Source organism: Paenibacillus zeirhizosphaerae (assembly GCF_030705605.1).
Taxonomy (GTDB): Bacteria; Bacillota; Bacilli; order Paenibacillales; family Paenibacillaceae; genus Paenibacillus; species Paenibacillus zeirhizosphaerae.
The window spans coordinates 144,211-169,388 of the sequence record NZ_JAPCKK010000017.1; the positions used below are offsets into that span (position 1 = coordinate 144,211).

Annotated in this window: 30 protein-coding genes and 1 rRNA gene; 26 read left to right on the forward strand and 5 right to left on the reverse strand. The window is 49.7% G+C overall.

Annotated elements, in window-relative coordinates; all coding sequences use genetic code 11:
* Positions 1-52 precede the first annotated feature (52 nt).
* The 6 genes from OIN60_RS15020 to OIN60_RS15045 all read left to right on the forward strand — a co-directional run bounded on the left by OIN60_RS15020 (position 53) and on the right by OIN60_RS15045 (position 5,389).
* Entirely contained in the window at positions 53-925 is an 873-nt protein-coding gene (locus OIN60_RS15020; protein ID WP_305755689.1) for a CheR family methyltransferase, read from the forward strand.
* Between the two features lie 22 nt (positions 926-947).
* The gene (locus OIN60_RS15025; protein ID WP_305755727.1) at positions 948-2,621 is read left to right on the forward strand and encodes a hybrid sensor histidine kinase/response regulator; all 1,674 of its coding nucleotides are present in this window, start codon (positions 948-950) and stop codon (positions 2,619-2,621) included.
* 95 nt (positions 2,622-2,716) lie between these two features.
* Positions 2,717-3,055, forward strand: coding sequence for an STAS domain-containing protein (locus tag OIN60_RS15030; RefSeq protein ID WP_305755690.1), 339 nt, complete (start codon positions 2,717-2,719; stop codon positions 3,053-3,055).
* A gap of 18 nt (positions 3,056-3,073) precedes the next feature.
* On the forward strand, positions 3,074-3,526 hold the full coding sequence (rsbW, locus tag OIN60_RS15035) for an anti-sigma B factor RsbW (protein ID WP_305755691.1): 453 nt from the start codon (positions 3,074-3,076) through the stop codon (positions 3,524-3,526).
* Positions 3,523-4,293, forward strand: coding sequence for a sigma-70 family RNA polymerase sigma factor (locus OIN60_RS15040; protein ID WP_305755692.1), 771 nt, complete (start codon positions 3,523-3,525; stop codon positions 4,291-4,293). The genes rsbW and OIN60_RS15040 overlap by 4 nt, the downstream gene beginning before the upstream one ends.
* Positions 4,294-4,435: 142 nt before the next feature.
* Positions 4,436-5,389: a magnesium transporter CorA family protein gene (locus OIN60_RS15045; protein ID WP_370872503.1), complete on the forward strand. Its 954-nt coding sequence runs from the start codon at positions 4,436-4,438 to the stop codon at positions 5,387-5,389.
* Positions 5,390-5,599: 210 nt separating this feature from the next.
* Here OIN60_RS15045 and OIN60_RS15050 read toward each other — a convergent pair whose 3' ends face one another.
* From OIN60_RS15050 to OIN60_RS15065, 4 genes are all read right to left on the reverse strand, one after another.
* Positions 5,600-5,947 (reverse strand): DUF5665 domain-containing protein, encoded by a 348-nt coding sequence (locus OIN60_RS15050; protein WP_305755694.1) that lies wholly within the window; start codon positions 5,945-5,947, stop codon positions 5,600-5,602.
* An 85-nt stretch (positions 5,948-6,032) separates the two neighbouring features.
* The gene (locus OIN60_RS15055) at positions 6,033-6,443 is read right to left on the reverse strand and encodes a YtxH domain-containing protein (protein WP_305755695.1); all 411 of its coding nucleotides are present in this window, start codon (positions 6,441-6,443) and stop codon (positions 6,033-6,035) included.
* A 183-nt stretch (positions 6,444-6,626) separates the two neighbouring features.
* Positions 6,627-7,313: a phosphatase PAP2 family protein gene (locus OIN60_RS15060; protein ID WP_305755696.1), complete on the reverse strand. Its 687-nt coding sequence runs from the start codon at positions 7,311-7,313 to the stop codon at positions 6,627-6,629.
* Between the two features lie 97 nt (positions 7,314-7,410).
* Positions 7,411-7,635 (reverse strand): DUF1128 domain-containing protein, encoded by a 225-nt coding sequence (locus OIN60_RS15065; protein WP_305755697.1) that lies wholly within the window; start codon positions 7,633-7,635, stop codon positions 7,411-7,413.
* A gap of 189 nt (positions 7,636-7,824) precedes the next feature.
* Between OIN60_RS15065 and yyaC the strand changes: the two genes are divergently transcribed.
* From yyaC to OIN60_RS15085, 4 genes are all read left to right on the forward strand, one after another.
* Entirely contained in the window at positions 7,825-8,319 is a 495-nt protein-coding gene (yyaC, locus tag OIN60_RS15070; RefSeq protein WP_305755728.1) for a spore protease YyaC, read from the forward strand.
* Positions 8,320-8,390: 71 nt separating this feature from the next.
* Positions 8,391-9,185 carry an alpha/beta fold hydrolase gene (locus tag OIN60_RS15075; protein ID WP_305755698.1) on the forward strand — a complete coding sequence of 265 codons (795 nt, stop codon included), beginning with the start codon at positions 8,391-8,393 and terminating at the stop codon, positions 9,183-9,185.
* Between the two features lie 151 nt (positions 9,186-9,336).
* The gene (locus OIN60_RS15080) at positions 9,337-9,984 is read left to right on the forward strand and encodes a DUF6483 family protein (protein WP_305755699.1); all 648 of its coding nucleotides are present in this window, start codon (positions 9,337-9,339) and stop codon (positions 9,982-9,984) included.
* Positions 9,985-10,014: 30 nt separating this feature from the next.
* Positions 10,015-11,202, forward strand: a complete 1,188-nt coding sequence (locus OIN60_RS15085) for a class I SAM-dependent methyltransferase (protein WP_305755700.1) — start codon at positions 10,015-10,017, stop codon at positions 11,200-11,202.
* 48 nt (positions 11,203-11,250) lie between these two features.
* Here the strand turns inward: OIN60_RS15085 and OIN60_RS15090 are convergent, their stop codons facing one another.
* Positions 11,251-11,574, reverse strand: coding sequence for a dehydrogenase (locus tag OIN60_RS15090; protein WP_305755701.1), 324 nt, complete (start codon positions 11,572-11,574; stop codon positions 11,251-11,253).
* A 144-nt stretch (positions 11,575-11,718) separates the two neighbouring features.
* Between OIN60_RS15090 and uptA the strand changes: the two genes are divergently transcribed.
* The 16 genes from uptA to OIN60_RS15170 form a co-directional block, all read left to right on the forward strand.
* Positions 11,719-12,333, forward strand: coding sequence for an undecaprenyl phosphate transporter UptA (gene uptA / locus OIN60_RS15095; protein WP_305755702.1), 615 nt, complete (start codon positions 11,719-11,721; stop codon positions 12,331-12,333).
* 1 nt (position 12,334) lies between these two features.
* Positions 12,335-12,904: a thioredoxin family protein gene (locus OIN60_RS15100; protein WP_305755703.1), complete on the forward strand. Its 570-nt coding sequence runs from the start codon at positions 12,335-12,337 to the stop codon at positions 12,902-12,904.
* A gap of 3 nt (positions 12,905-12,907) precedes the next feature.
* Positions 12,908-13,534, forward strand: a complete 627-nt coding sequence (locus OIN60_RS15105; RefSeq protein WP_305755704.1) for an MBL fold metallo-hydrolase — start codon at positions 12,908-12,910, stop codon at positions 13,532-13,534.
* Between the two features lie 180 nt (positions 13,535-13,714).
* Positions 13,715-13,915, forward strand: coding sequence for a hypothetical protein (locus OIN60_RS15110; protein ID WP_305755705.1), 201 nt, complete (start codon positions 13,715-13,717; stop codon positions 13,913-13,915).
* Positions 13,916-14,028: 113 nt separating this feature from the next.
* Entirely contained in the window at positions 14,029-14,406 is a 378-nt protein-coding gene (locus tag OIN60_RS15115; protein WP_305755706.1) for an ATPase, read from the forward strand.
* Between the two features lie 263 nt (positions 14,407-14,669).
* Complete coding sequence (gene gatC / locus OIN60_RS15120) at positions 14,670-14,957, forward strand: Asp-tRNA(Asn)/Glu-tRNA(Gln) amidotransferase subunit GatC (protein ID WP_305755707.1); 288 nt, start codon at positions 14,670-14,672, stop codon at positions 14,955-14,957.
* 29 nt (positions 14,958-14,986) lie between these two features.
* Positions 14,987-16,444: an Asp-tRNA(Asn)/Glu-tRNA(Gln) amidotransferase subunit GatA gene (gene gatA, locus OIN60_RS15125; RefSeq protein WP_305755708.1), complete on the forward strand. Its 1,458-nt coding sequence runs from the start codon at positions 14,987-14,989 to the stop codon at positions 16,442-16,444.
* Positions 16,445-16,470: 26 nt separating this feature from the next.
* A complete protein-coding gene (gatB, locus tag OIN60_RS15130; RefSeq protein ID WP_305755709.1) occupies positions 16,471-17,913 on the forward strand; it encodes an Asp-tRNA(Asn)/Glu-tRNA(Gln) amidotransferase subunit GatB in 1,443 nt (480 codons plus the stop codon).
* Positions 17,914-17,993: 80 nt separating this feature from the next.
* Positions 17,994-18,467: a GNAT family N-acetyltransferase gene (locus OIN60_RS15135; RefSeq protein ID WP_305755710.1), complete on the forward strand. Its 474-nt coding sequence runs from the start codon at positions 17,994-17,996 to the stop codon at positions 18,465-18,467.
* Positions 18,468-18,527: 60 nt separating this feature from the next.
* Entirely contained in the window at positions 18,528-19,241 is a 714-nt protein-coding gene (locus OIN60_RS15140; RefSeq protein WP_305755711.1) for an MgtC/SapB family protein, read from the forward strand.
* Between the two features lie 140 nt (positions 19,242-19,381).
* Entirely contained in the window at positions 19,382-19,972 is a 591-nt protein-coding gene (locus tag OIN60_RS15145; protein ID WP_305755712.1) for a hypothetical protein, read from the forward strand.
* A 4-nt stretch (positions 19,973-19,976) separates the two neighbouring features.
* The gene (locus OIN60_RS15150; protein ID WP_305755713.1) at positions 19,977-21,284 is read left to right on the forward strand and encodes a DUF4097 family beta strand repeat-containing protein; all 1,308 of its coding nucleotides are present in this window, start codon (positions 19,977-19,979) and stop codon (positions 21,282-21,284) included.
* Between the two features lie 70 nt (positions 21,285-21,354).
* Positions 21,355-21,774 carry a peroxide-responsive transcriptional repressor PerR gene (gene perR, locus OIN60_RS15155; protein WP_305755714.1) on the forward strand — a complete coding sequence of 140 codons (420 nt, stop codon included), beginning with the start codon at positions 21,355-21,357 and terminating at the stop codon, positions 21,772-21,774.
* Between the two features lie 97 nt (positions 21,775-21,871).
* Entirely contained in the window at positions 21,872-23,578 is a 1,707-nt protein-coding gene (locus tag OIN60_RS15160) for a glycosyl hydrolase family 18 protein (protein WP_305755715.1), read from the forward strand.
* A 144-nt stretch (positions 23,579-23,722) separates the two neighbouring features.
* Positions 23,723-24,601, forward strand: a complete 879-nt coding sequence (locus tag OIN60_RS15165) for a nucleotidyltransferase-like protein (protein ID WP_305755716.1) — start codon at positions 23,723-23,725, stop codon at positions 24,599-24,601.
* Positions 24,602-25,060: 459 nt separating this feature from the next.
* Positions 25,061-25,178 (forward strand): 16S ribosomal RNA (locus OIN60_RS15170); the annotation flags it as partial.

The following is a 25,178-nucleotide window of genomic DNA, read 5'->3' on the forward strand; positions in this document are numbered from 1 at the left end:
GAACTGCGAGAACTGGTAACTTGCATAACCTTTAAGGAATTGGAGCGAGACTATGACAGCGAAAGATCTGGCGGAAGGCAAGTCTGAAGAGGAATGGAGCATAGATACAGATGAGCGGGAACGGATTGAGCTGGAGCTGCTGATGGAGGGAGTACACCGTTTGTACGGGTATGATTTCAGAAATTATGCGCTTCCCTCGCTGAGGCGGCGAGTTCATCACAGCGCCCAGTCCGAAAATGTAAAATCCATATCGGGATTGCAGGAGAAGGTTCTGCACGACCGTGCCTGCTTTGACAGATTGGTGCAGAGCCTATCCATTCCGGTTACGGAGATGTTCCGGGACCCGCTGCTTTTCCGCACCTTTCGTGAGGAAATCATCCCTGTTTTGCGGACCTACCCGTATATCAGAATCTGGCATGCGGGCTGTTCGACCGGTGAAGAGGTCTACTCGATGGCGATCATGCTGCATGAAGAGGGGCTTTATGACAAGGCGCGTATTTATGCGACCGACATGAATGCCAAGTCGCTGCAGCAAGCCAAAGAAGGGGTGTACGGTATCGACAAAATGAAGCTGTACACCAAGAACTATCTGGACTCCGGTGGAACCCAGTCGTTCTCGGAATATTACACAGCAAGATATAACTCGGTCATGTTTCAACCTTTCCTGCGCAAAAATATAATCTTTGCGGAGCATAATCTGGCTACGGACCGGTCCTTCAATGAATTCAACGTTATTTTCTGCCGCAACGTCATGATCTACTTTAATGATGAGCTGCGGAATCAGGTGCACGGTTTATTTCATGAAAGCTTGAGCCGTTTTGGTGTGCTTGTACTGGGGGCGAAGGAATCCATCCAATTTACAGATTACAGCGGCTTTTACGAGCCGCTTGGCCGGGGAGAAAAGATATACCGGAAGATTAAATAGAGATGCTTAGGAGGGTCCCATGGTGGGGTTGCATGAATCGATTCATATACTGCTGGTAGATGACCGACCGGAGAACCTGCTTGCACTGGAAGCAGTTCTTGAGAGCGAACAATATAATCTCGTCAAGGCGACTTCCGGTGAAGAGGCCTTGCGCTGTTTGCTGAGAGATGATTTTGCCGTGATTGTGCTCGATGTCCAAATGCCGGGTATGGATGGTATCGAAACCGCCAAGCTAATTAAAGCCAGGGAGAAAACGAAGGATATCCCTATTATTTTCATTTCAGCAAACAGTAAGGAAGCGGAGCATCTGTTTGCCGGCTATTCCGCGGGTGGGATCGATTATATGGTGAAGCCTTTTATTCCGCAAATTTTGAAGTCAAAAATCGAAGGCTTCGTGCAGATGTATCTGACCAATAAACGTTTGAAAACCCAATCCATGCTGCTGCAGCAAAAGACGCTGGAGCTGGAAAAAATAAACCAGGAGCTGATCGCTGCCAAGGAAGTGGCGGAGGTCGCAGCGAAGGCCAAAACCGAATTTCTGGCGATGATGAGCCATGAAATCCGTACACCGATGAATGGGGTCATCGGCATGATCGACCTGCTGATGGAAACCGAGCTGAAGGATGAACAGCGGGAGTACGGCGATATTATACGTCGCAGTGCAGATGCGCTGGTTACTGTCATTAATGATATTCTCGATTTCACCAAGCTGGAATCCGGCAAGATGGTGCTTGAAGAGCATCCCTTTGAGCTGCATGCATGTATCCGGGAGGTATTCAGCCTCTTCTCCATGGATGCCAGCAAGAAGAATCTGGAGCTGGATTTCGATGTGAGGCCCGATGTTCCAGATGTAGTGTTCGGCGACATGGCGCGCTTGCGGCAGGTGCTGATTAATCTGATATCCAACTCCATTAAATTTACCGACCAGGGAGGCGTGTATTTAGTGGTATCTGCCGGGAGATCAGGGACAGGCAAGGTAACCCTGGAATTCGCCGTGCAGGATACCGGGATCGGCATATCGCCAGACAAGGCGGATAAGCTGTTTCAGCCCTTCTCGCAACTGGATTCCTCGATGACGCGCAAATATGGCGGTACGGGTCTCGGCCTCGCGATCTGCAGAAACCTCGTGCAAATGATGGGGGGCGACATCCGGCTGGATACCTCCGTGGAGCAAGGGGCTGCTTTTCTATTCTCTGTGCAAATGAGCTTGCCGCAAGGGTTGCTTCCGAAAGACGAGCAGCGGGAGGAATGGAGTCCCTATGCACCGGGGGGAGAACGCCGCAATGCCGTATTAATCGTGGACGATCATCCGATTAATCAAAAGCTGATGGTGAACATGATGGATAGGCTGGGACTGGCGGCAGAAGCTGCCTATGACGGGAAACAGGCGCTTGATATGATCCTGGCCGGCCGACACTATGATTATATTTTTATGGATCTGCAGATGCCTGTCATGGATGGACTTGAATGTACCACTTTAATCCGCAGCAGTCTGCGAGACAGGACGCAGCCCGCGATCATCGCGATGACGGCGAATGTCATGGATGGAATCCATGCACGGTGTCTTGCTGCGGGAATGAATGATTATATTAGTAAGCCGGTCAAAATCAACAGTGTAAAGCAGGTGCTGCAGCGTCATGCCAGAGAGCTGCTGCTGATAGAGGAAGCTGGATCACGTCTCGATCAAGCTGAATGACAAAATGTGGAAATTGGCAGTGTGTTGTTTTTTGTTTCAGAAACAGCCACAACGGGTTATGAATACAGAAACCATTTTTCAGGGGAGACGCCTATATGAATACAAATAAAAATAATAAGTTTAACGCCAAAACCGAGTTACATGACGGAGCAAATACCGTCTATTTGAGCGGTGAGCTGGACTTGTCGGTAGCGCCTGATTTCCGCCTGGTCATGGAACCGCTGGTAGGGGAGTCCGGACAGGATTTAATCATTAACATGAAGGATTTAAAATATATTGACAGTACGGGGATTGGCATTCTGCTGTCTGTTTTAAAGGCAAGGAACGGTATGGAATCCCGCTTTATGGTTGAAGAGGTACCGGTACAAATTCAAAAGCTCTTCGATATGACGGGCATCGCCAAGTTTTTTGCCCCACAGGAGAATTCCCAATAGGAAAGGATCGAAAAAAGGATGAATGGTCAAGTTCAGAAAGTAGTGTTAAATTTGCCGGCGACCGCTGATTTTGTAGATATTGTTAGATTGAATCTGTATGGAATTGCCTCCAAAATGGGGTTCTCCTATGAAGAAATAGAGGATATGAAAGTAGCCGTATCCGAAGCATGCAATAACTCTGTATTGTACGCCTATGGTCAAGAAGGAGGGTTTGTTGAAGTAGCTTTTGAGTTTGACGATACTGCCCTCAGCATCCGCGTCAAAGACGAAGGGGAGAGCTTTGAACGGATGGAAGATGCGGGCACAGGAGCCACGCTTCATGATAAAGAGCTGGATGACGCTCAAATCGGCGGATTAGGCTTCTATCTTATGCAGGCACTTATGGATGACGTCAACGTGATCAACAAGGCAGGGCAGGGCACGGAGGTCATCCTTGTAAAACGTATGACAAGAAGCGAGGAGAAGGTATGAATGAAAAGGTAACTCCCCCAGAATCCATGGATGAAGCCGTTGGTTTGATCTGGGAGTACCAACAAACCAAGGACAATGAGATTGCTACCGTGTTGATCAAGAAATATGAACCTATGGTCAAAATGGCGGCAGGCAAAATCGCCCGCAACCGGCCCGATCTGTATGAGGATTTGTATCAGACAGGCCAAATGGCTCTGGTGCGTCTTTTGCAGCAGTATGATATCAGTCTGGGTATTCCTTTTGAGCCTTACGCCATGAAGAGCATGATCGGGCACATGAAAAATTTTCTCCGTGATAAGTCGTGGTACATTCAGGTTCCACGCCGGATCAAGGAGAAGGGAGCACTCGTACAGCACGCCATTGATGAGCTGACCGTCAAGCTTGAGCGTTCTCCGGATGTTAAGGAAATTGCCGAATATCTGGACCTCTCTGTAGAGGAAACAATTGAGGTGCTCGCCGGACGTGAATGTTATCATTACGTTTCGCTAGACTCTCCGCTGTCGCAGGATGAAAGCGCGGCCACACTCGGCGAATTGATCAGCTCGGACGCCGATGATTTCGATGCGGTCGAGAAGCGTATGGATCTTCAGCAGGCCTTACGTCAGTTGAAGGATCAGGAGCAGAAGGTGCTGTTGCTCGCTTTTCAGGATGGACAGTCTCAACGGGCGATTGCTCAGAAACTCGGTGTGTCCCAGATGAGTGTTTCGCGGATTCAAAAAAGGGCGACTGAGAAGCTAAAGCAGATCATGTCCAATTCTTCCTTATGAAGCGGAATGCTTTTTGCTGCCATCGCCATATCAGGTTAACATAAAAGGGCACCCATTTATGAACGAATGATGGGGTGTCCTTTTTGGATGAATAGTACGGGTTACATAAGGAGGGGCCTCAGTGAGCAAGGCAGTGCCGGAAATGAATAAATACGTGTTCAATCAAGGAGAATGGGAATGGTGGGACCTTGAAGCTCCTGAGTGGTCAAGCTCGAACCTGACCAGGCTGGAAGAAGAGCTGCCCGAGACCGGGATATGGCTGAAGGTGATTAAAGAAGTGGAGTCCAACTATTTATCGGTTCGCTATCCGGATGGCAGACATCCATTGCTCTTCGGTACGCTGCAGTATTCGGTCAAAGAGACTCTGACCAGCAATCATAATGCGAATGTCTTTCATTTTTTTGTTCATGGCAGCCGGCTGGTGACGATCAATCTGGACGAGAGGACAAGAATGATCATGTGCTCGGAAGAAAGAACTCGTATGCTTCACGAGTGCAGCAGCGGGGCGGATGGACTTTTTATTCTGGTACGGCTCCTGCTGCATTATTTTCAGAATGGCATGGATCATTTCGAGCTGAACCTGAGGCCTCTCGAAGAGAGCATGGAGAAGAACAACGCCAGAACGTTAATGGACAAAATATTGAATTCTCGTTTTGAGCTGCTCTATTGGAGCAATATGTTCGTGCCTTTTCAGGAGCTGATTTCGGCTTCGCGTGAAGCGTATCTGGATACGCTGGACAATAACCCTTTCTTCCAGCGGATGCTGTACAGAATTGAGCGCATACAGCGCCTATTCGAGCATTATGAGCGCGAGATTGACACGCTGATCTCTATCGATAACGCGATTTCAGGCTTTCGGGGCAATGAGATTACGAAGACCCTGACGATTGTGACGGCTGTTTTTACACCGGCAACGGTAGTCGGGGCTGTGTGGGGGATGAATTTTGAAAATCTGATTTGGACCAAGGCACCATGGGGCTTCACCGTTGTCATGATTGCGACCTTGATCAGTATGGCAGGCATGTACATATGGATGAGGAAGAAAGGCTTCACAGGAGATTTGCTGCGGGCAAGCAAAAAGGAGAGGAACATTTGAGTCGGACACTGAACACTGAACACTGCTTTCGTATGTGGGGAGACGCTCCGAGAACGAAGCATTCCTGCAATCGTTGTTGACCCTTCGAGCCAAAGGCGAACACTGCGCTTTTCCGGAATTGCTTCGTCCTCTCCGCTGCTGTGTGCATATCCAACAAAAAAGAAAGGAGTTCATCCGAAAAATAACTGTCGTGAGGTCACTGTATATCATTTAGCTGTTTCTGGCCGCGTCCACGTATTTCAGCAGCTCGGCCAGAAAGCTGCCGATGCCCGGAAGGTTCAACTGCACCAGCAAGGACAGCAGCCACCCCAATAAAGCGATAATCAAGATGGTGCCGAGAGACAAGCCCAACCCTCTCGCGATGCCTGCCGTCAAATTGCTGATAATCCGTTTTTTAGGATTGGAGTAATTTTCGATGATATCGCGAAACTGGGATTTTTCGAGAGTGTCTGCCAGTTGATCCAGCCGGGTATTGAGCCTCTTGACTTCATGGCGCAGCTCGAAGGGATGTTCATCCACTTCATAGGCTGGCATGCGTTCTTCGCTGATTTTGCTCATGAGATATCCCCGCTTTCTATGTTCATCGTTTCTAAAAAACAGCCAGCTTCTCAAGGTAGCTGGCTGTTGCGAATTCGGCGCAAGATTAAGGGCGTGAAGCCGTGTTTAGCTCCTCGTTGGTTTCTTGAACCGCCCTGGTTGCTGCATCCATAACCTCTTTATCCGCTTTTGCAGCTTCCTCCATGACTTCTTCAGAAGCCTGCTTCGCGCTTGAGAGCACAGTGGCTTTGCTCTCGGATACGGTTTTGGCCAGATCCGTTGCCTTGCTGCCTGCCACGGCAGCTACATCCTTGGTCTTGGAGCCTATTACTGCTGCATAGTCTTTGGTTTTATCTGTAACGGCCGTCACCTTGTCGGACAAATCGCTGCGCAGCTCGCGGCCCGGCTTGGGGGCGAACAGCAGCGCCGCAGCCGCCCCCAAGAGACCGCCGATGAACATCCCCTTGGCAAATGTGGACCCGTTTTGTACCGGGTATTGATTCTCAGCTTTATTCATCTCTGATCACTCCTCTTCAAGGTTTGATAGCATAATGCAACAGCCTATAGCATCATGCCCATGTCCCGCATGAAAAAAATCCCTATTCTGCCAGTACTGAGATGATTCGTTACGCTTACTTCGTATTAAACGTAGGGCTGTCGGCTGAAACAATAATAGGGCTGGCATGCTGCGACAAACCTATCATTTTCCTGGATCACGGCTGTTCTTAATCCATGCATACATAGGTGGAAGTGTGAAGCACAGCCATAGGGCACCCGCAATATATCCGCCTGCGACATCGCTTGGATAATGAACTCCAAGATAGATGCGGCTCAACCCGATCAGTAATATCAATAAAGCTCCTGTCAGCAGAGGGAAAACAACGGAACGACCACGAATACGGTTGTGAATAGTCCAGATTGCAAAGAGCAGACCGTAAAAGCCCATAGCGATCATGGCATGTCCGCTCGGAAAGCTGTAGCCTGCCGCTTCCGTCAAATGCTGGAGACTCGGGCGATCACGCTGAAGCAGCGCCTTGACCGCTAGGTTCAGAAGCCACATGGCTGCAAAGCTGACGAGAATGGAAACCGCGATGAATTTGTTTCTTCGTCTGATCCAGAACCATAAGGCTGAAGCTAGTGCCGCAAGCAGAGTGATCCAGAAGGAACCCAGCGTGGTAATCAGGAGTGCTGCCGGCAGCAGACGGTAGAGAGTATCACCGGAGATCGGAAATATCAAGGACTGGAGTCGCACATCCAGACGGAACAATGGTTCTATTCCGATAATCCAGGCGAGATACCCCATGATTAACAGAATAAAAGGGATGAGGATCACCGCAACGGCAATGTGGAGAAGATAACGGGTAAATGGGGTGCTTTGACGATACATGCTACTGAAGGCCTCCTATCTCTCAGTACAACATACAAAAGGAGGCCCAGGGTCGATGGACCTTCTAGGAGCCTCCTTTGTACTGCAATCCGGCAACTCAGGAGCTGCGCAGCCGGCCCAGCTCCGATGCAATCGCCTCCACCTCGGAGATGCTGAGACTCGGCTTGTTCATCACCATTTCATAAATGTCATGAAGGTCTTCATACTGCTCCACCGAAAAAGCGGAGGACTGCATAGCGGCACCGCTGGCCATGCGCAGCTTGTTCTTGATGGCTTCGATCATATATTCGATATTGGCCTGAGATTTTTGTGATAAATCCATCGGTAGGTATTCATCCTTTCACAAGGTTAGTTTGGAAGTATTGTATCATGCTTTGCGGAGGAACCACCAATTATTTTGCCCGGACCACCAGGTATACGATAGAATCAGAGTAAATATCTCGTAGGATGGAGGAGGACTTAGAAGGTGTTGAGAGGATCGCCGGAAGGTGGACGGAAGGGCCCAGCTGTGATGAAACGGGTACCGGGCAGTGAGCTTTCAGCATTTTTCAGCCGCATCCATGAGCGGTTTGGGGCTGATGAGGTGACCTTTGTTTGTATTGGAACGGACAGGTCTACAGGGGATGCTCTCGGACCGCTGACCGGTACGCTCCTGAAGGAGAAGGGCTTCCCGCATGTGATCGGCACGCTGGCTGCGCCGTGTGATGCGGTTACCCTGGAAGCGGAGATCGGCCGTATTCCCGCGGAACGGCAGGTTATAGCGATTGATGCTTGCCTCGGCCAGCCGGGATCGATGGGGCTATTCCTCGTTTCAGAGGCTCCGCTTGCGCCTGCGCGATCCATGGGAATCCAGCTTCCGCCTATCGGACACTACAGTGTCGCAGGCGTAGTCAATCTTATGGGACCCAAACCGTACTGGACCCTGCAAACGACGTCTCTGCACCAGGTCATGATCATGGCCGCCGATATCGCGGATGGCGCAGTCGCGGGCTTCGGGCTTTCCTAGCAGAAATGTACCATACAACAAAGACGGCCGCCTGGCTGCTAACAAAATGACAAGGAGAGAGGGAGATAGACATGAATAAAAAGCTGTGTGGAGAAACGACCATTCATTATGCGGATGAAGGACAAGGCGACAAGGTGATTGTGCTGCTGCACGGTTTTTGCGGAAGCTCATCCTATTGGGATGATGTAATACCTCTACTGTCTCCTCATTACCGCTGCATCGTGCCGGATTTGCGAGGACATGGACAGTCGGATGCACCCAAAGGGGCTTACTCTATGGAAGATATGGCGGATGATGTGCTGAAGCTCCTGGAGGAGCTTGGGATTCCGAAGGTCGTATTGTTAGGCCATTCCATGGGAGGTTACATTGCCTTATCCGCTGTCCAGCGGCATCCTGAACGTTTCAGCGCATTCGGTCTGATCCATTCGACGGCTCATGCAGATACGGAGGAAGCCAAAGAAAAGCGCCTCAAAGCCGTGTCCACGATTGAAACCGCAGGCATTACGGCTTTTGTTGACGGGCTGGTTCCGGGATTGTTTGCCCCGCAGCATTTGGATAGCATGGCAGACAAGGTGAATAAGACAAGGGGCATTGGCTACACGACTCCACCGCAGGGAGCTGCCGGAGCGGCGCTGGCTATGCGTGGCCGTCCAGACCGGCGTGATGTGTTGACCGCAGCTCCTCTGCCAGTGCTTCTGGTGGCGGGGGAAAATGACCAGGTGATTCCTATTGAGCGCACATTTACAGCGGATCAGCCGAACATCCAGCGGAGCATCATCAGCGGGGCGGGGCATATGAGCATGATGGAAGCTCCTCAAGAGCTGGCAGAAGTGATGAAGGGCTTTTTGGAGGGCTTTGTCGAATAAAGCTGAAAACGGATGCACCGTATGGCCGGGAAGCGCTCATCTTCCCGGCTTTCCCTTTTTCCCGGGACTGAGAGCCATTTGGCTTTTGCTCCGGATTGATCTACAATAAGAAAAACTTCTATCGACAGGTGCGAAAGGACGGGATTCAGTTGTGTTCAGAAGAGATTATTTGCTTCGCATGATGGAAGAAATGACAGAAGCTGTGGGTGCGGCCTTCGGCTTGAGGCAGCAGAATCGTCATGCAGAAGCGCTCGCGAAGCTTGATGAGCTGCTGAAAAACCAGTTCCGACTGCCTCTGCCGCTACTGGAATCACTGCCCCCTGAACAGATCATCGAGTTATTTCGGATGGGCGGTGCGGTGGAAGTGGACAAGCTGCAGCAGGCAGCCAGGCTGTTGGAGGAAGCGGGAAGGATCAGACAGGACATGGGAGAGCTGGATCAGGGGCTGCAGATACTGATGAAGGCTCTTTATTTGTATGTATACAGCGCTTTGAATGGTGCTTCCAGGGAGCTGCAGATGCTGCCCGACCGGATAGCGGCCACTCATGAGCAAGTGAAGGAATATCGTTTCCCCCTGGAGCTGGACCAGCTTTTAGCTGCTTATTTTGAGCATGAAGGCATGTATGCCCAGGCGGATGAAATATGGTTCGATCTTGGCGTCAAACAGAAGTCGCTGTTTCATGAAGCGGTGGCGTTTTATAACCGGCTTCTGATGCGGCCGGATGATGAACTTGAACGTGGCGGCCTTGCCCGCGCGGAAGCGGAGCAGGGAAGGGAAGAACTGTTGCAGCTAGAATAGGCCTTATGAGGCAGAAAGCGGGTTGTAGTTTTGGAATCACTGCGCAATCTTATTAACGAGCGGCTGACGGAGGGCTCGCTGATCACAGCAACGCTCAGTCAGCTTCGCAAGAAGGAGCAGGCCTCCTTTACCAAAGTGCAAATCAAACCGGTTGAATTGAAGAAGAGCTTGTACTATCAATTCGCCTATTATTATAGCAATAAGGTGACCCATGAAAATCTGACTGTGTCTGAAGCGACCGGGCGTATGATCGCTTTGTTCGAAGAAACGTTCCGCCAAGGGCTGCTGTGCACGGCTGAAGCGGACTATCAGGTGCTGGTCAGCAAGAAGTTTAAAGTTTCGATTTTAACGAAATCGCCCTCCAAAACTGCGGTCGATCTAACCCATAACCGCAAAAAGCACTATGTGCTTGAGGAAGGCGAGCCCGTCCCATTTCTCGTTGAGCTGGGCATTATGAATGAAGAGGGGAAGGTGCTGGCCCGCAAATACGATAAATTCAAGCAGATTAACCGTTTCCTCGAAATGGTACAGGATGTGCTTCCTCATCTGCCGGTGGGCCGTCCTCTGACGATTGTCGATTTCGGCTGCGGCAAATCTTATCTGACCTTTGCTCTGTATCATTATCTGTCGGTTCAGCAGCGCAGGCCTCTGAACGTTGTAGGCCTCGATTTGAAAGCGGACGTGATAGAAACCTGCAATATCCTGGCCGAGAAGCTGCAGTACCACAATCTGAAATTCCTCGTCGGGGACATTGCGGATTATAACGAGCTGGAGCAGGTCGATATGGTTGTGACGCTGCATGCCTGTGATACCGCCACGGATGCAGCGCTTGAAAAGGCGGTCCGCTGGGACGCCTCGGTCATTCTGTCCGTTCCATGCTGCCAGCATGAGCTCTTCAATCAGATTGCCAATGAAGTGATGGAGCCGATGCTGTCGCACGGCATATTGAAGGAGCGCTTCTCGGCTCTGGCCACAGACGGAATACGGGCCAAGTTGCTGGATATTCTTGGTTATCGTACGCAGATGCTGGAGTTTATCGATCTGGAGCATACACCTAAAAATCTGCTGATCCGGGCAGTCAAAGGACAGCAGGAAGACCGCTCCAGACTTTGGAGTGAATATACGGCGTTCCGTGACTTTTTGCATGCGGATCCTTATCTGGAACGGGCATGCGCCGATCTGCTGCCGGAAGGGGCCCTATCGTCGCGGGTAAATTAAATAAGCGATGCAAGAGCGGTGCCGGCACATGGCGCCGCTCTCTGTTGCTTACCCGCCGTAAGAGCTTCGGAACGCGGCGCATAATACGGATTTTTCCACCTGCCACAGCTCGGCAAGCTCGGGTCCGACCTCCTCGTCCCACCAATCGCACAGCAGCTTGCGGTTGCTGCTGTTCTCCGTGATCCAGAGCAGATTTGCTGCTACCTTGCGGCAGTACAGATTTTCTCCCTTGCTTACCAAATCCGGCTGGATATAGGTCTTGAGGCGTTTGCAGGTGCGGTACAGCTCTTTGCTGCAGGCCCGGCGTATCCCGCGTGCCGTGGGCAGAGCGGATTGGCCCTGCGTGTGCTTAGGTAAATGATCGGCAGGCATTGGTCATCCCCCTTTCGAGACATTTTAAGATATGCGGGCAGACACAGGACCGCTACTTAGCCGCTCCAGTAGTTTGCTAGCGGTCCGCTCTGCCGCTGTGATAGAATAAACGCTGAATGGGAGAGAGAAAGGGAGCGGACTAACATGGACTTCATTCCAAATATGATCCAGCATATCTTCGAGTGGATTCGTGATTTGGGTTATATGGGGATTGCACTCGGGCTGATGATTGAGGTGATTCCCAGTGAAATCGTACTGGCTTATGGAGGATTCCTGGTTTACAGTCATCAGGTGAGCTTTATACCGGCAGTGATCTTCGCTACGGTGGGAGGTGTGTTTGCCCAGTTGTTCATCTATTGGATTGGGCGTTATGGCGGCCGCCCTGTGATTGAGAAATACGGGAAGTACTTATTAATCAACAGAAAGCATATGGATCATGCGGAGGACTGGTTTAACAAATACGGTACGGGTGTTATTTTTACGGCCCGCTTTATCCCGGTGGTCAGACACGCCATTTCCATACCGGCGGGAATCTCGCGCATGAATATTTGGCGATTTATCATTTTAACGACCTTGGCTGTTATTCCGTGGAGTGTTTTGTTTATTTATTTAGGAATGCTTCTCGGCAACCAATGGGAGCAAATTGATGAAAAAGCGGCCCCTTATGTAACACCGATCCTGGTGGCTGCTGTTGTTCTCTTGGCTGTATATTTTCTTGTTAAATGGATTGTCTCCAAAAAGAAGAAAGGAAGTGTCTAATATGGCCCGCAGCAATGTTTCCCAATATTTCGGCAAAGGTCTGACGGCTGAGCAATTTATGGACAGTATGACAAAGAACAAGGAGGCCTTCCGCTCCTGGTATGACCAGTTTGAATGGACGGACGAAAGCGACCGTGAATTTTTTGAAAGCCTGAATCACCGCGATGATCTGCGTGTCCTGATTCTTGCGGCCGATTGGTGCGGCGATGTAGTGCGTTGTGTCCCGGTTGTGTTCCGCGCCCTGGAGAACAGCGGTGTACCTACGGAAGTGCTCATTCTGGAAAATCATGAAGCTCTGATGGATGATTTCCTGACCATGGGCAGTCGTTCTATTCCTATCGTTATTTTTGCGGATACGGGCGGACATGTGCTTGATCATTGGGGGCCTCGTCCAGTGCACGTTCAAGAGGCTATGGTTCAGTTTAAAAAAGAAAATCCCGATCGCGAAGCACCGGATTACCAGGATAAATTGACGGTTGCGCGTGCGGAGATCCGTGCAAGATACGGAGAGGGAACCGGGATTCACGGCGTCATTGTGAAAGAGCTGCGCGAGCTCATCTCGGGACTGTAAGCCATGACGCTGGCTATCCGTACATTCAGCCTCGGTCCCTTGCAGACGAACGCCTACCTGCTGCAGGACGCGGATACGGGGCGGGGTATAATTGTCGATCCGGGGATGAATCCTGGTTCCCTGGTTCGCGCTATTGAAGGCATGACGATTGAAGCAATTTTACTTACGCATGCGCATTTCGACCATATGGCGGGAGTGGACGAGGTGCGTCGGGTCGCCGATTGTCCGGTATATCTTCATCCGCTTGAGCAGGATTGGATGACCTCTCCCAAGCTAAACGGCTCTCTGATGTGGCCTCAGGTGACTCAGCCTGTTACGGCTGCTCCGGCCGAGTATGACCTTGGTGAGGGCCAGGTGCTGGAATTGATCGGTCACCGTTTCCTTGTCTACCATACCCCGGGACATTCACCGGGCAGCGTTAGCTTCCACTGCGGCAGTGACCTATTTGGAGGGGATGTGCTGTTCCGAATGGGAGTAGGACGCACCGATCTGCCCGGCGGCAGAGAAAGAGACCTTATTGATTCCGTACACCGATTATATCGGCTGGATGACCAGGTGACGGTTTATCCGGGACATGGTCCCAAAACCACGATTGGTTATGAAAAAGAAAACAACCCGTACATCCGTTGACAGGATAAAAGTAAAGATTTCGTCAAAACCCGCCGTTTTTTTCAAAAACCTGCTGGACAAGGGGAGAACGGTTTGCTAATATATCCTTTAGAAGCTACATAACAATCCGCGAAGCACGCAGACTGAGGAGCCATTCCCGGTTTGCGTTCTTTTTTTGTCTTTTTTTAGGAGGGGAAGCTTTTGAAAAGGAAGGTCCCGCTTACCGCGGAACAAATCAGAATATCGATATGCCCACATCATTCGCAGAACATAACTGCGGGCAACGATACGAATCAAGCCGGTCAGGAGATTCCGGTGGGCTGGATGCATGTAAAGAAGCGTGAAGGATGGATCGATCAGCGTTGGTACCACAGGCTTATGGTGTATAATTCTGGACGTTAACACATAGATTCTGAAGTGGAACATTCGCTTGGAATCAATTGAATTTGCTCATAGACATTTTGATCGTTTTTTAGTAGACTAAACAGATAACTAAGACAGCCAGGAGGTAGACGATGTATCGTTTAGGGGAAAAAATAATGATCGTCTCGGATGCCTTTGAGCAGAATCTTCCTGTGGGGGAACATGGTTATATCATCGCCTACGACCGGAATCCGGATAATGCCTTTGATTATGTTATCCGAGTGCCGAAGGTCAACCGGAATTTTTTTGTTCCATCCGGAGACGTGGAACTCATGACACAAATGTTGAAGAGGGAAGCTGAACGGATTGAACGCGAAGCGTTGATAGATTACGCCCTTGCTACTCACAATGAGCGATTGTTCCGCAGTGTAATGAACGGTGGAGTGGACAATAAGGAAGAAGAACCCGCAGCGGAATCATTATCACAATCGGATTTTATCAAGCAGGTTAATTTACGCGCATGGATTTAAATTAACTGCCGGCTCAGGTCGGTTCTAAGGCTGTCGGATCAGATCCGGCAGCCTTTTTTTGGATATCAGAAAGGTGAACCTGGAAATCAACTTTTCACCAGTAACATTGAATTGTAAAACGTTCTAACCTATAATTAAAACGTTATTTTAAAGCAACGGAGGAACTTCCCCAATTTGATAAATAAGCGGACAGGGATGCCTCAGCGGGTTTACCATCATTCCTGATTTTAGTGCTTTACATACACAAAGGAGGCAAAGAGCGCATGAACATTTCTTTGGAAAACGTACGTCACGTGGCCAAGCTGTCGCGATTGAACCTGACCTCTGGAGAAGAGGAGCTCATGACCGAGCAATTAAATGCGATCCTGCACTATGCGGAGAAGCTGAATGAACTCAATACGGACGATGTGGAGCCGACGACTCATGTGCTGCATGTGAGCAATGTCATGCGGGAAGACGAGGTGCGCCCAAGTCTGACGCCGGAGCAGGTGATGCGCAACGCTCCCGAAGAGGAAGACGGACAGTTTAAGGTTCCTGCGATACTGGAATAGCCCCGAAGGCCAAAAGGAGGATGCTCGAGTTGAGTTTGTTTGATAACACACTGCCGCAATTACATAACAGGCTGAACAACAAGGAGATTTCGGTTACGGATCTGGTTGACGAGGCTGTTAAGAAAATTGGAGCCCATGATGATAAGGTTAAGGCTTACCTCACTATCGATGAGGAGGGAGCACGGACGTCCGCCCGCAATCTGGATGACCGCCTCGCTTCAGGAGGAGAACGCGGTTTGTTGTTTGGCCTTCCGGCCGGAATTAAGGACAACATTGTGACGGAAGGGCTCCGTACCACCTGTGCCAGCCAGTTTTTGAGCAATTTCAATCCGGTATATGACGCAACCGTAGTGAAGAAGCTCCGTGCCGCGGACGTAGTCACACTGGGTAAAATGAATATGGACGAGTTTGCCATGGGCGGCTCCAACGAGAACTCCAGCTATTACCCGACCCGGAACCCGTGGGATCTGGAACGTGTTCCCGGTGGCTCAAGCGGAGGCTCAGCCGCCGCAGTTGCCGCAGGTGAAGCCTACTTTACGTTGGGCTCGGATACCGGCGGTTCCATCCGGCAGCCAGCCTCTTACTGTGGTGTGGTCGGCCTGAAGCCTACTTACGGTCTGGTATCACGTTTTGGGCTCGTCGCTTTCGCTTCCTCCCTCGACCAGATCGGACCAATTACGAAGAATGTCGAGGACTCTGCATATGTGCTTCAAGCCATTGCAGGGTATGATGCCATGGATTCCACGTCTGCCAAGGTTGACGTGCCGGACTACCTTTCCTCCCTGACTGGGGAAGTGAAAGGACTACGCATCGCCGTGCCGAAGGAATATCTAGGTGACGGTGTTGACCCGCAGGTGAAAGAAAGCGTGCTTGCAGCACTGAAGACGCTCGAAGGTATGGGAGCGGTGTGGGAGGAAGTTTCGCTGCCGCACACAGAATATGCTGTGGCCACCTATTATTTGCTCGCTTCCTCGGAGGCAGCCTCCAACCTGGCCCGCTTTGACGGAGTTCGTTATGGCGTGCGGGCTGACAACCCTGAGAATCTGCTTGACCTATATCACCAATCCAGAACACAGGGCTTTGGACCGGAAGTGAAACGGAGAATCATGCTCGGCACATATGCGCTCAGCTCAGGCTATTATGATGCGTATTATTTGAAAGCACAGAAGGTGCGCACGCTGATCAAGCGTGATTTTGATCAAGTGTTCGAGAACTATGATGTTATTATCGGGCCGACTGCGCCAACCACGGCCTTCAAGCTGGGCTCACAGGTGGATGACCCGTTAACGATGTACCTGAACGATATTTTGACGATTCCAGTTAGCCTTGCTGGTGTTCCTGCGATGAGTATTCCTTGCGGTTTTGCGGAAGGGATGCCTGTCGGTTTGCAAATTATCGGAAAGCCTTTTGATGAGGCGCAAATTTTGCGGGTGGCGCATGCCTTTGAACAAAATACGGAATTTCATAAGCAGCGTCCGCAACTGTAATCCGGAGAAAAGGGGGTTAACCTGATATGTCTACAACATCCAAATATGAAACGGTCATCGGTCTGGAAGTTCATGTGGAGCTCCATACCCAATCGAAAATTTTCTGCGGATGCTCGACCGAGTTCGGAGCTCCGCCGAATTCGCACACCTGTCCGATTTGTCTCGGTCATCCGGGAGTGCTCCCGGTGTTGAACCGGCAGGCTGTGGATTACGCGATGAAAGCAGCCATGGCATTGAACTGTACGATCGGTGATGTGAGTAAATTTGACCGCAAAAACTATTTCTATCCCGATTCGCCCAAGGCCTACCAAATCTCGCAATATGATCAGCCGATTGGAGAGAACGGCTGGATTGATATTGAAGTTAACGGTGCTACCAAGCGAATCGGCATCACTCGTTTGCACTTGGAAGAGGATGCGGGCAAGCTGACGCATGTTGACGGTGGGTACGCATCGCTGGTTGACTTTAACCGTGTTGGAACACCTTTGGTTGAAATCGTGTCTGAGCCGGATATTTCCTCGCCTGAAGAGGCGCGTGTCTATCTGGAGAAGCTGCGCTCGATTATGCAGTACTGTGAAGTGTCCGATGTGAAGATGGAGGAAGGCTCGCTGCGCTGTGATGCCAACATCAGCCTGCGTCCGCATGGACAGGAGAAGCTGGGCACACGGGCTGAGCTTAAGAACATGAACTCCTTCCGCGGGGTTCAGCGCGGACTGGAGTATGAGCAATTCCGTCAGGAGCAAATCCTCGAAGAAGGAGGCTCCGTCGTTCAAGAGACGAGACGATGGGACGAAGCGCAAGGCAAGACGATTTCCATGCGAGGCAAGGAAGAATCGCATGATTACCGCTACTTCCCTGACCCTGACCTGGTTACCCTTCACATTGATGCGGAATGGAAGGAGCGTATCCGTGCTTCCATCCCAGAGCTTCCAGATCAGCGCAAGGTCCGATATACCTCGGAATACAGCCTTCCTGAGTATGACGCGGCCGTCATCACGTCCTCCAAAGCGCTGGCGGATCTGTTCGAGAGCAGCCTGCAGTATACGAAGGATGCCAAATCTGTCTCCAACTGGATCATGGGAGACCTCCTTGGCTACCTGAACAGCATGAATGTTGAGCTGTCCGATGTTAAGCTGACCGGACAGGGGCTTGGCGAAATGATCGGCCTGTTGGAGAAAGGGACGATCAACAGCAAAATTGCCAAAACGGTCTTCAAGGAAATGCTGGAGAGCGGCAAGCTTCCGCAGCAGATTGTGGAAGAGAAGGGTCTGGTGCAGATTAGTGACGAGGGTGCCATTATGGCCATTGTCGAGCAGGTGGTTGCCGCCAACCCGCAATCCGTGGAGGATTATAAGGCCGGCAAGCAAAAAGCGATTGGCTTCCTGGTAGGGCAGGTAATGAAAGAAAGCAAGGGGAAAGCGAATCCTGGGCTTGTAAACAAGCTGCTTGCTGAAGTGCTGAATCGTTAATTTATATCAGGACGGGTTTGTCATTGGGACAAACCCGTTTTGTATATAAAATGTCGAACCCCGATATAAGGAGGGATTTCATGATCACAGCTTTATCCCTGCAGGATGATTATACGCTTGAACAACTGTGGCATCTCCAGCACGTGGCTTATCGTCTGGAAGCGGAGAAAATCGGATTTGATAAAATCCCCCCATTGATGGACACGCTGGAAACTCTTCGCGCCTGTGGTGAACAATTTTACGGAGCCATTGGCGAAGATGGCGAGATTATCGGTGCGATTGCAACCGAGACGGAGCAACCCGGCTCGCTCATCATTACCAGAATGATGGTTCATCCCGGACATTTCAGAAGAGGGCTCGCGGGCTCGCTGATTGAACATGTAGTTGAATCGCACCGGGAGGTTCCTCTGTTTATGGTTTCAACCGGCACCTTGAATACTCCTGCGGTTTCCCTGTACCAGAAATACGGATTTCGTCCTGTAGCTGTGCAGGAAATTGCCCCGGGAGTGGAATTAACGACGTTTCATCTGAATAATATGAATTTGCATATCTGAACGGAACCAGTTGGTTTCCGATTCCGTCACATTTTACACACCAGGCGAGGGGGGCAGGAATTGGGAGATCCGTGGGTTATCGATAATTCACATATTATGATTAGGTTATTACTTGCGGTGTTGCTCGGAGGGTTGATCGGCTTTGAACGGGAGCGGTCCAATCACGCGGCTGGCTTAAGGACTCATATTTTGGTCTGTCTCGGATCTTCATTAATTATGATGCTGTCGATATACGGTTTTGCAGCTTTTGTGAGGGAGCCTAGTGTCCGAATTGATCCGGCTCGTCTGGCCACCGCCGTGATAACGGGGGTAGGCTTTCTCGGGGCAGGAACGATTTTGTTTACAGGGAAGAGCATAACGGGTTTGACGACAGCGGCTTCTATTTGGGTGGTGGCTGCCATCGGCTTGGGAACGGGAGCCGGGTTCTATTTTGCTTCTGTGGCTTCTACTGTGCTTGTATTGCTTACTCTGTGGACGCTTAACAAGCTGGAGCAGCGTTATCTGCGTGGGCAAAAACCTCATCAGATCACGCTATATGGCTTGTCATCACCAGGCTTGCTGGATCAGGTATCCACCTTCCTGGAGCAGGAAGAGATCAAGGTGAAGAAAGTGTCCGTCAAAGAGCATGACAACATTCCCTTTCGTGAGCTTCACCCGGAGGGGCGGAACGTGGAAGTATCATTAGAAGTATTGGCGCGCCCTGGATTTGATCCCCTTCGTATCTCGGCCGCATTGCGGCAGTGGGAAGACATATCTGCCGTAATCGTAGAGTAGCACAGTCGCATCAACCTATGATCCCGCAGGAGCGGGGTCTTTTTTTTATTATCCCAGATTTTTTCCAGTTACTTGCATGTAGGAATAGGGTAGTATTTTAAAGTATGTTTATAGTATGAGCTTGAACCCAGGAGGTTGCTATGAATCCCGAGATTTCACGGAATCACACACGCCGAACGAGGAAGCTGCGGCCGCGTTTGCGGAAGTTTGCTGCTGTCCTGCTGGCTGCCATGCTTCCGGGTGCGGGTCATCTTTTTATAGGGCTATTTATCAGAGGTATGACATTTATGCTGCTGCTGCTGCTGGATATTTCGGCCATGCTGTACGTATCCTCTGAGGTGATGCGGATCAATGTACCATTGCTGGTTCTATTGGGCGTGTTCATCCCTGTTCTTTATTTTTATAACGTTTATGATGTATTGCAGTCATCCGATTATATTATCCTGCACAAACGCAAGCCTCAGCGGGTTACGATTCACAGTCAGCCAGGTCAGGAACGGAGCCGTTACGATGCATGGGAGACAGGGATCCTGTTTTCCTTGCTGCTTGTGGCGGGCGGAGCTTTAATGATTCTTTTCCGTGTGAGACCCCGCTGGCTGGAGTATTTTTTTGCGGACTACGGATTTTATTTGTTAGCCTTTTTGCTGGTGATAATTGGACTTCTATTGTTTCTACGTGAGCTTGGCGTATCCGTTCGGAAGGGCAGTACTTCCCGGAAAGGAGGGAAATAACGGCATGCATCGTAAAGTCAGAGTAGGCCGGTATACTGCTTCCTTGCTGCTGCTTTTCGTGGGAATCTTGTTGTGTATAGACCTGGTGCAGGATACTGACTATATGATGGGATTGCTCACATGGTGGCCTTTGCTCTTTGTGGGCTTGGGGCTGGAGTATTTCCTTTTTAGCTGGCTATATTTGCGCAGGTCGGGAGCTTCAAAAGGGAGACGGCTGTTCAGAGCGGATTTAAAGGGATTATTGATGTCTGTGCTCTTATGTGCCTCTGTTTTTATCATTACCCAGCAGGAGCACTACATGTATTTATGGAACAGAGTCAGCCTTAATCTGACAACTGCGTCTATGGACTTCAGTGAGGAGGAAGGCAACCGCATTAATAAAGGCAGCGTGCTCGTGCCTGTCGGCATGCAGACGTCGGAGCTACTGGTCGAAGGGGTTAATGGGGATATTACTGTGCGGAGAGCAGCGGTCCAGGATGTAGAAATTCATACGACAATGTGGATTGATCAAGTGACTGTGGAGGAAGCGAAGTCGATTGCTGAAGCCTCTTCACTGGAAGCGTCAAACGGGAATACGATTCGTATTTGGACGTCCGCCCAGAGCTATGGGGCTTCAGGTAAAAGGCAGCCGCGAATGAATATGGAGATCGTTCTGCCGGAAGACCGCCGTGTTGATATGGATATCCGTACGTCAAACGGGGAGATTTCGTTAACCGGGGTGGATGCGATCCATTCCATATCTCTGCAAAGCGGGAATGGCAATCTTGCGGTTAGCGGCGTAATAGGGGATGTACGGGGAACAACCCTGAACGGAACGATTGATGTTCATGGAGTTACGGGAAATGTAGAGATGAATACCAATCGCGGCAATGTGTTGGCGGGAGATATTTCGGGCTCAACCGTTCTGAATACGTTGGTTGGCAGCATTCAAGTTGCGAGAACAGAAGGGGATGTCACGGCTGACACCAAAAACGGAAATATCGGCATCAATAATGCTTCGTGGAATGTGAATGCAAGCTCACTGAACGGGGGTATCGCAGTTCAATCCAATAGTATTGGAGGAAACTGGAATATATATAGCGCTGTTGGTAATATTACACTTCGTCTGCCTGTTCTCGGAAGCTTCAGGCTGGAGGGATCCAGCAGCTATGGGGACATAAATGCCGATGCTCCTTTTGAGGTAGATGGCAAGAATGTATCCGGACAGGTCGGAGATGGTCTGTACAGCTTGCTCGTAGAGGGCAACAGCGACCTGACGGTGCATTCCTCGGAGCTGACGCAGTCAGAGGAGGAAACGGGAACACCGCGTTGACAAAGATCTTAAATTCACCTTACAATGTCCTTAGCATAAGGATCAGGACTAATTAAGGCGGTGGGCAGTGATGGCAACTCGCGTCGAGCATGCGTTGCAACAATTGAAAATGACCGGTGTACGCATAACGCCCCAACGCCATGCGATATTGAATTACTTGATGGAATCCATGGGGCACCCCACGGCTGACGAGATTTATCGCGCGCTGGAGCCTCAGTTTCCAAGCATGAGCGTTGCAACAGTATATAACAATTTGAAGGTCTTCCTCGAAGCAGGCATGGTGCATGAATTAACGTATGGAGATAATTCCAGCCGTTATGATGCCAATGTATCGGACCATTATCATATTGTGTGTGAGAAATGCGGCAAAATTGAGGATTTCAGTTACCCGTCCCTGCTGGAAGTAGAGAAGTTTGCAGCGGAGGAAACAGGCTTTGAAGTTCATGGACACAGGCTGGAGCTGTATGGACTCTGCAAATCTTGCAGGTAGACACTAGATTCCCTTAGAATGAAACGTGTGGAAATTCAGAATTGAATTTCGCGCGTTTTTTTTGTTTACTCAAAATGTGATTAGATGGGGGTTTATTTTGTCTAGAGTGAAACGAAAGCAAGGGCAGAAGCGGCGCGGGTTTAAAAAAACGATTGGCTTGCTGCTGGTTGTCGCAGGTGCCGGTATAACAGCGGTATTATTGTGGGGAAATCCACTGCACGAAAAACCGCAATGGCAGTCGGACAAACCTATTTTTATTCAGGGAAAAGTGACGGATTATTCAGCGGAGGGCACGGGGGAGGACCTGATGCTGCCGCTTTCGTTTATAGAAGAATATGTTGATGACGCTGTGCGTTACGAAGCAAAGACGCAATCGGTAATCATGGCTACCCGCGAGCAGGTTCTTTACCTGTCGGAGAATAAGGAGAACGGGGAGCTGAATGGGGAGGCTTATGCTGGGGAGAAGACGTTAGCTGAAATCAACAACGAGGTTTATGTCCCGTACGAGTCGATTGAGCATATTTACGGCACCGAAGTGCAGGAGGATACGAAGACCGGGGCAGTTATGCTTATGAGAGCGGGGGAAAGCGTCACGCATGGCAAAGTGAAGTTGGACGACCGCGGATCCAGTGTCGCTCTTCGATCAAGGCCTTCCAACTACTCTCCTATCGTGAAGGATATGGCCGAAGGGGAGACTGTGAGGCTGTGGGGACAAGAAAACGGCTGGTACTACATCCAGTTGGATAACGGATATACAGGATATATACAACCGGCAAATGTTATCCTGAACGGTACACTGAAGGTGAAGGCTCAGGCAGAGAACCTGTCAGCTTCGGAAAAAGAGTGGAAGGGCAGGGCTGTGAATTTGGCATGGGAGGCCGTATATTCGCGAAATCCCGACACTTCGAGCATGGGTACACTTCCGGGAGTGAATGTGGTGAGCCCGACCTGGTTCAGTATCGTAAGTGAAGAAGGTACGATTGAAGACAAAGCAGACCCGGGTTACGTGCAATGGGCGCATGGACGAGGCATGGAGGTGTGGGGACTGCTCAGCAACAGTTTTGATCCAGATCTCACCTCCGGCGCCTTGTCCACTTACGAACGGCGCATGCAGATTATCAGGAAGATTATTACTTTATCCAAGCAATATAACCTGGACGGCATCAATATCGATTTTGAAAATGTATACACTGAGGATGGCGCCAACGTTACCCAATTCATGAGGGAGCTAAAACCGCTGGCCCGCGCAAATGATCTGATTTTGTCGATAGATGTAACACCCAAATCAGATAGCGAGATGTGGTCGGTGTTCTTGGATCGTGCCTCATTAGGGGGAATCACGGATTATATGATGGTTATGGCGTACGATGAGCATTGGGCTTCAAGTCCCGAGGCAGGGTCGGTAGCTTCGCTTCCATGGACTGAATCCTCTGTTAAACGGATTATGGATGAGGATGGCGTGCCACCTGAGAAACTGGTGCTGGGTATTCCGCTGTATACGCGGGTTTGGTCGGAAGAAGAGAAGAACGGGGAAATGAAAGTGAGCTCCAAAGCCATCGGAATGGAGAGCGCTGCTGATATTTTGAAGGAGCGTAAGCTCAAACCGAAGTTTCTGGAACAAGAAAAACAGAACTATGTTGAATATGAAGTAAACGGTGTGCTCAATAAAATCTGGTTGGAGGATGGAGCCTCATTGAAGGCAAGAGTGAAGTTGGCTCAATCTCTTCAACTGGGCGGTATTGGAGTTTGGAACCGCAGTTTTGCAAGTGACGAGGCTTGGGACGTGTTGAAAACATTTAAGTAAGAAATGCAATGGAGGTGAAAGAAATTTCACATCCTGCCGAAATTAAGTCTTCCTGATTAAGAAGGAACTCAAATCATCATGTAGAAATATTATATTAAATATTTTATATAGCGGTGTACCCGCTTCATTGTTATGGAGGGTGACGTGCAGTTAACTAGTTTAGACTTGCTGTCCGTTGATTTGTTAGATAGTAATGCCATCGGTGCCATAGCATATCGAAAAGCTGGGAATCATTTTGTTGGGTCCATCATTCATGATTTTGAAGCATTAATATTAATTGTTTGTGATTCTGAAAGGCAGGAGCGTCTGTTCAAGCACGTAAAGATCGGGGAGCTGCGATGCCAGGTCATTTACGCTCCTTTATCGAGTTTATGGCGTTGGCTGATTGCGGGGGAACAGCGCAATTTGGTGTATTACCTGCTGGAAGGTGATATTATCTGGGAATCTGGTCGTAAAATTCGGCTCCTGCGTGAGGAAATCAAGGGATTTGACGGTCAAATGCGGGAACAGAAGCTTTTTCATGAATTTGCCCGTTTTCTTAATAATTATGTGAATGCCAAAAGGTATCTTAAGGAAGGCTCCGCGCTGGATGCTTATCACAGCGTCCTTAACGCTCTTCATCATTGGGCGAGTATAGAGGTGATCGAACGCGGAGGCATGCCGTCCCAAAAGGTGTTGAGTCAGGTCCGCTCAATGGATAAGTCGGTATACAAGCTGTATGAAGAACTGACCATTAGTGCTGAAACGGTGGAGCAGCGGGTTGAGCTTGTTTTGCTGGCCTGTGAGTTTTCAGTCATGTCCAAAATGGCGGATTGCTCTGTTCTGCTCTTTAGAATACTCCGAAGTCGCAACGAACCGTGGTCTATCCATGAACTGTTTAATCACCCTGAGCTCAAGCATGTTCAGTACGAGCTTCCTTTGGTTCTGCGTAAACTGGTTTACCGTTCTTATATTAAAGAATCGACAGCACGGAAATCGTTTTCTAATGATTACGTAAGAGAATTGTGTTATTCAGTGAATTAGCTTTCCGGTGATGTCATGGAGCAAACTAATACGAATTACAGAGAGAGTACGGCTGCTGGGGACGTGCTCTCTTTTGTTTTTTTGAGGGAATGAAAAAAGGTTGACGTCTCGGTAGAACCCATGTTAAATTAATAATCGCCTTTGTGCATAAGGGATCATGATTTTCAGCAACTTAAGAACTTAAGAAAATAAACACAAAAAAGTTGTTGACGTAATGCAATAAGCTATGATATATTATAAAAGTCGCCGCTGAGATGTGGTGGTGAGAGAAAGCAAGTGTTTGATCTTTGAAAACTGAACAACGAGTGAGTAGATTTCACGAAGTGAAATCGCCCCGTGAAGGTTTTTTGGTACATGTCTATGACAGTATAAAAACCGGAACGGATCATTGAGATATTTTATCTCGTCAGATTCAAAATGAGCTTATCGCTCTTACAATGGATCATCTTTGGATGGTCTTTCATGGAGAGTTTGATCCTGGCTCAGGACGAACGCTGGCGGCGTGCCTAATACATGCAAGTCGAGCGGACGGATGAAGAAGCTTGCTTCTTCAGAAGTTAGCGGCGGACGGGTGAGT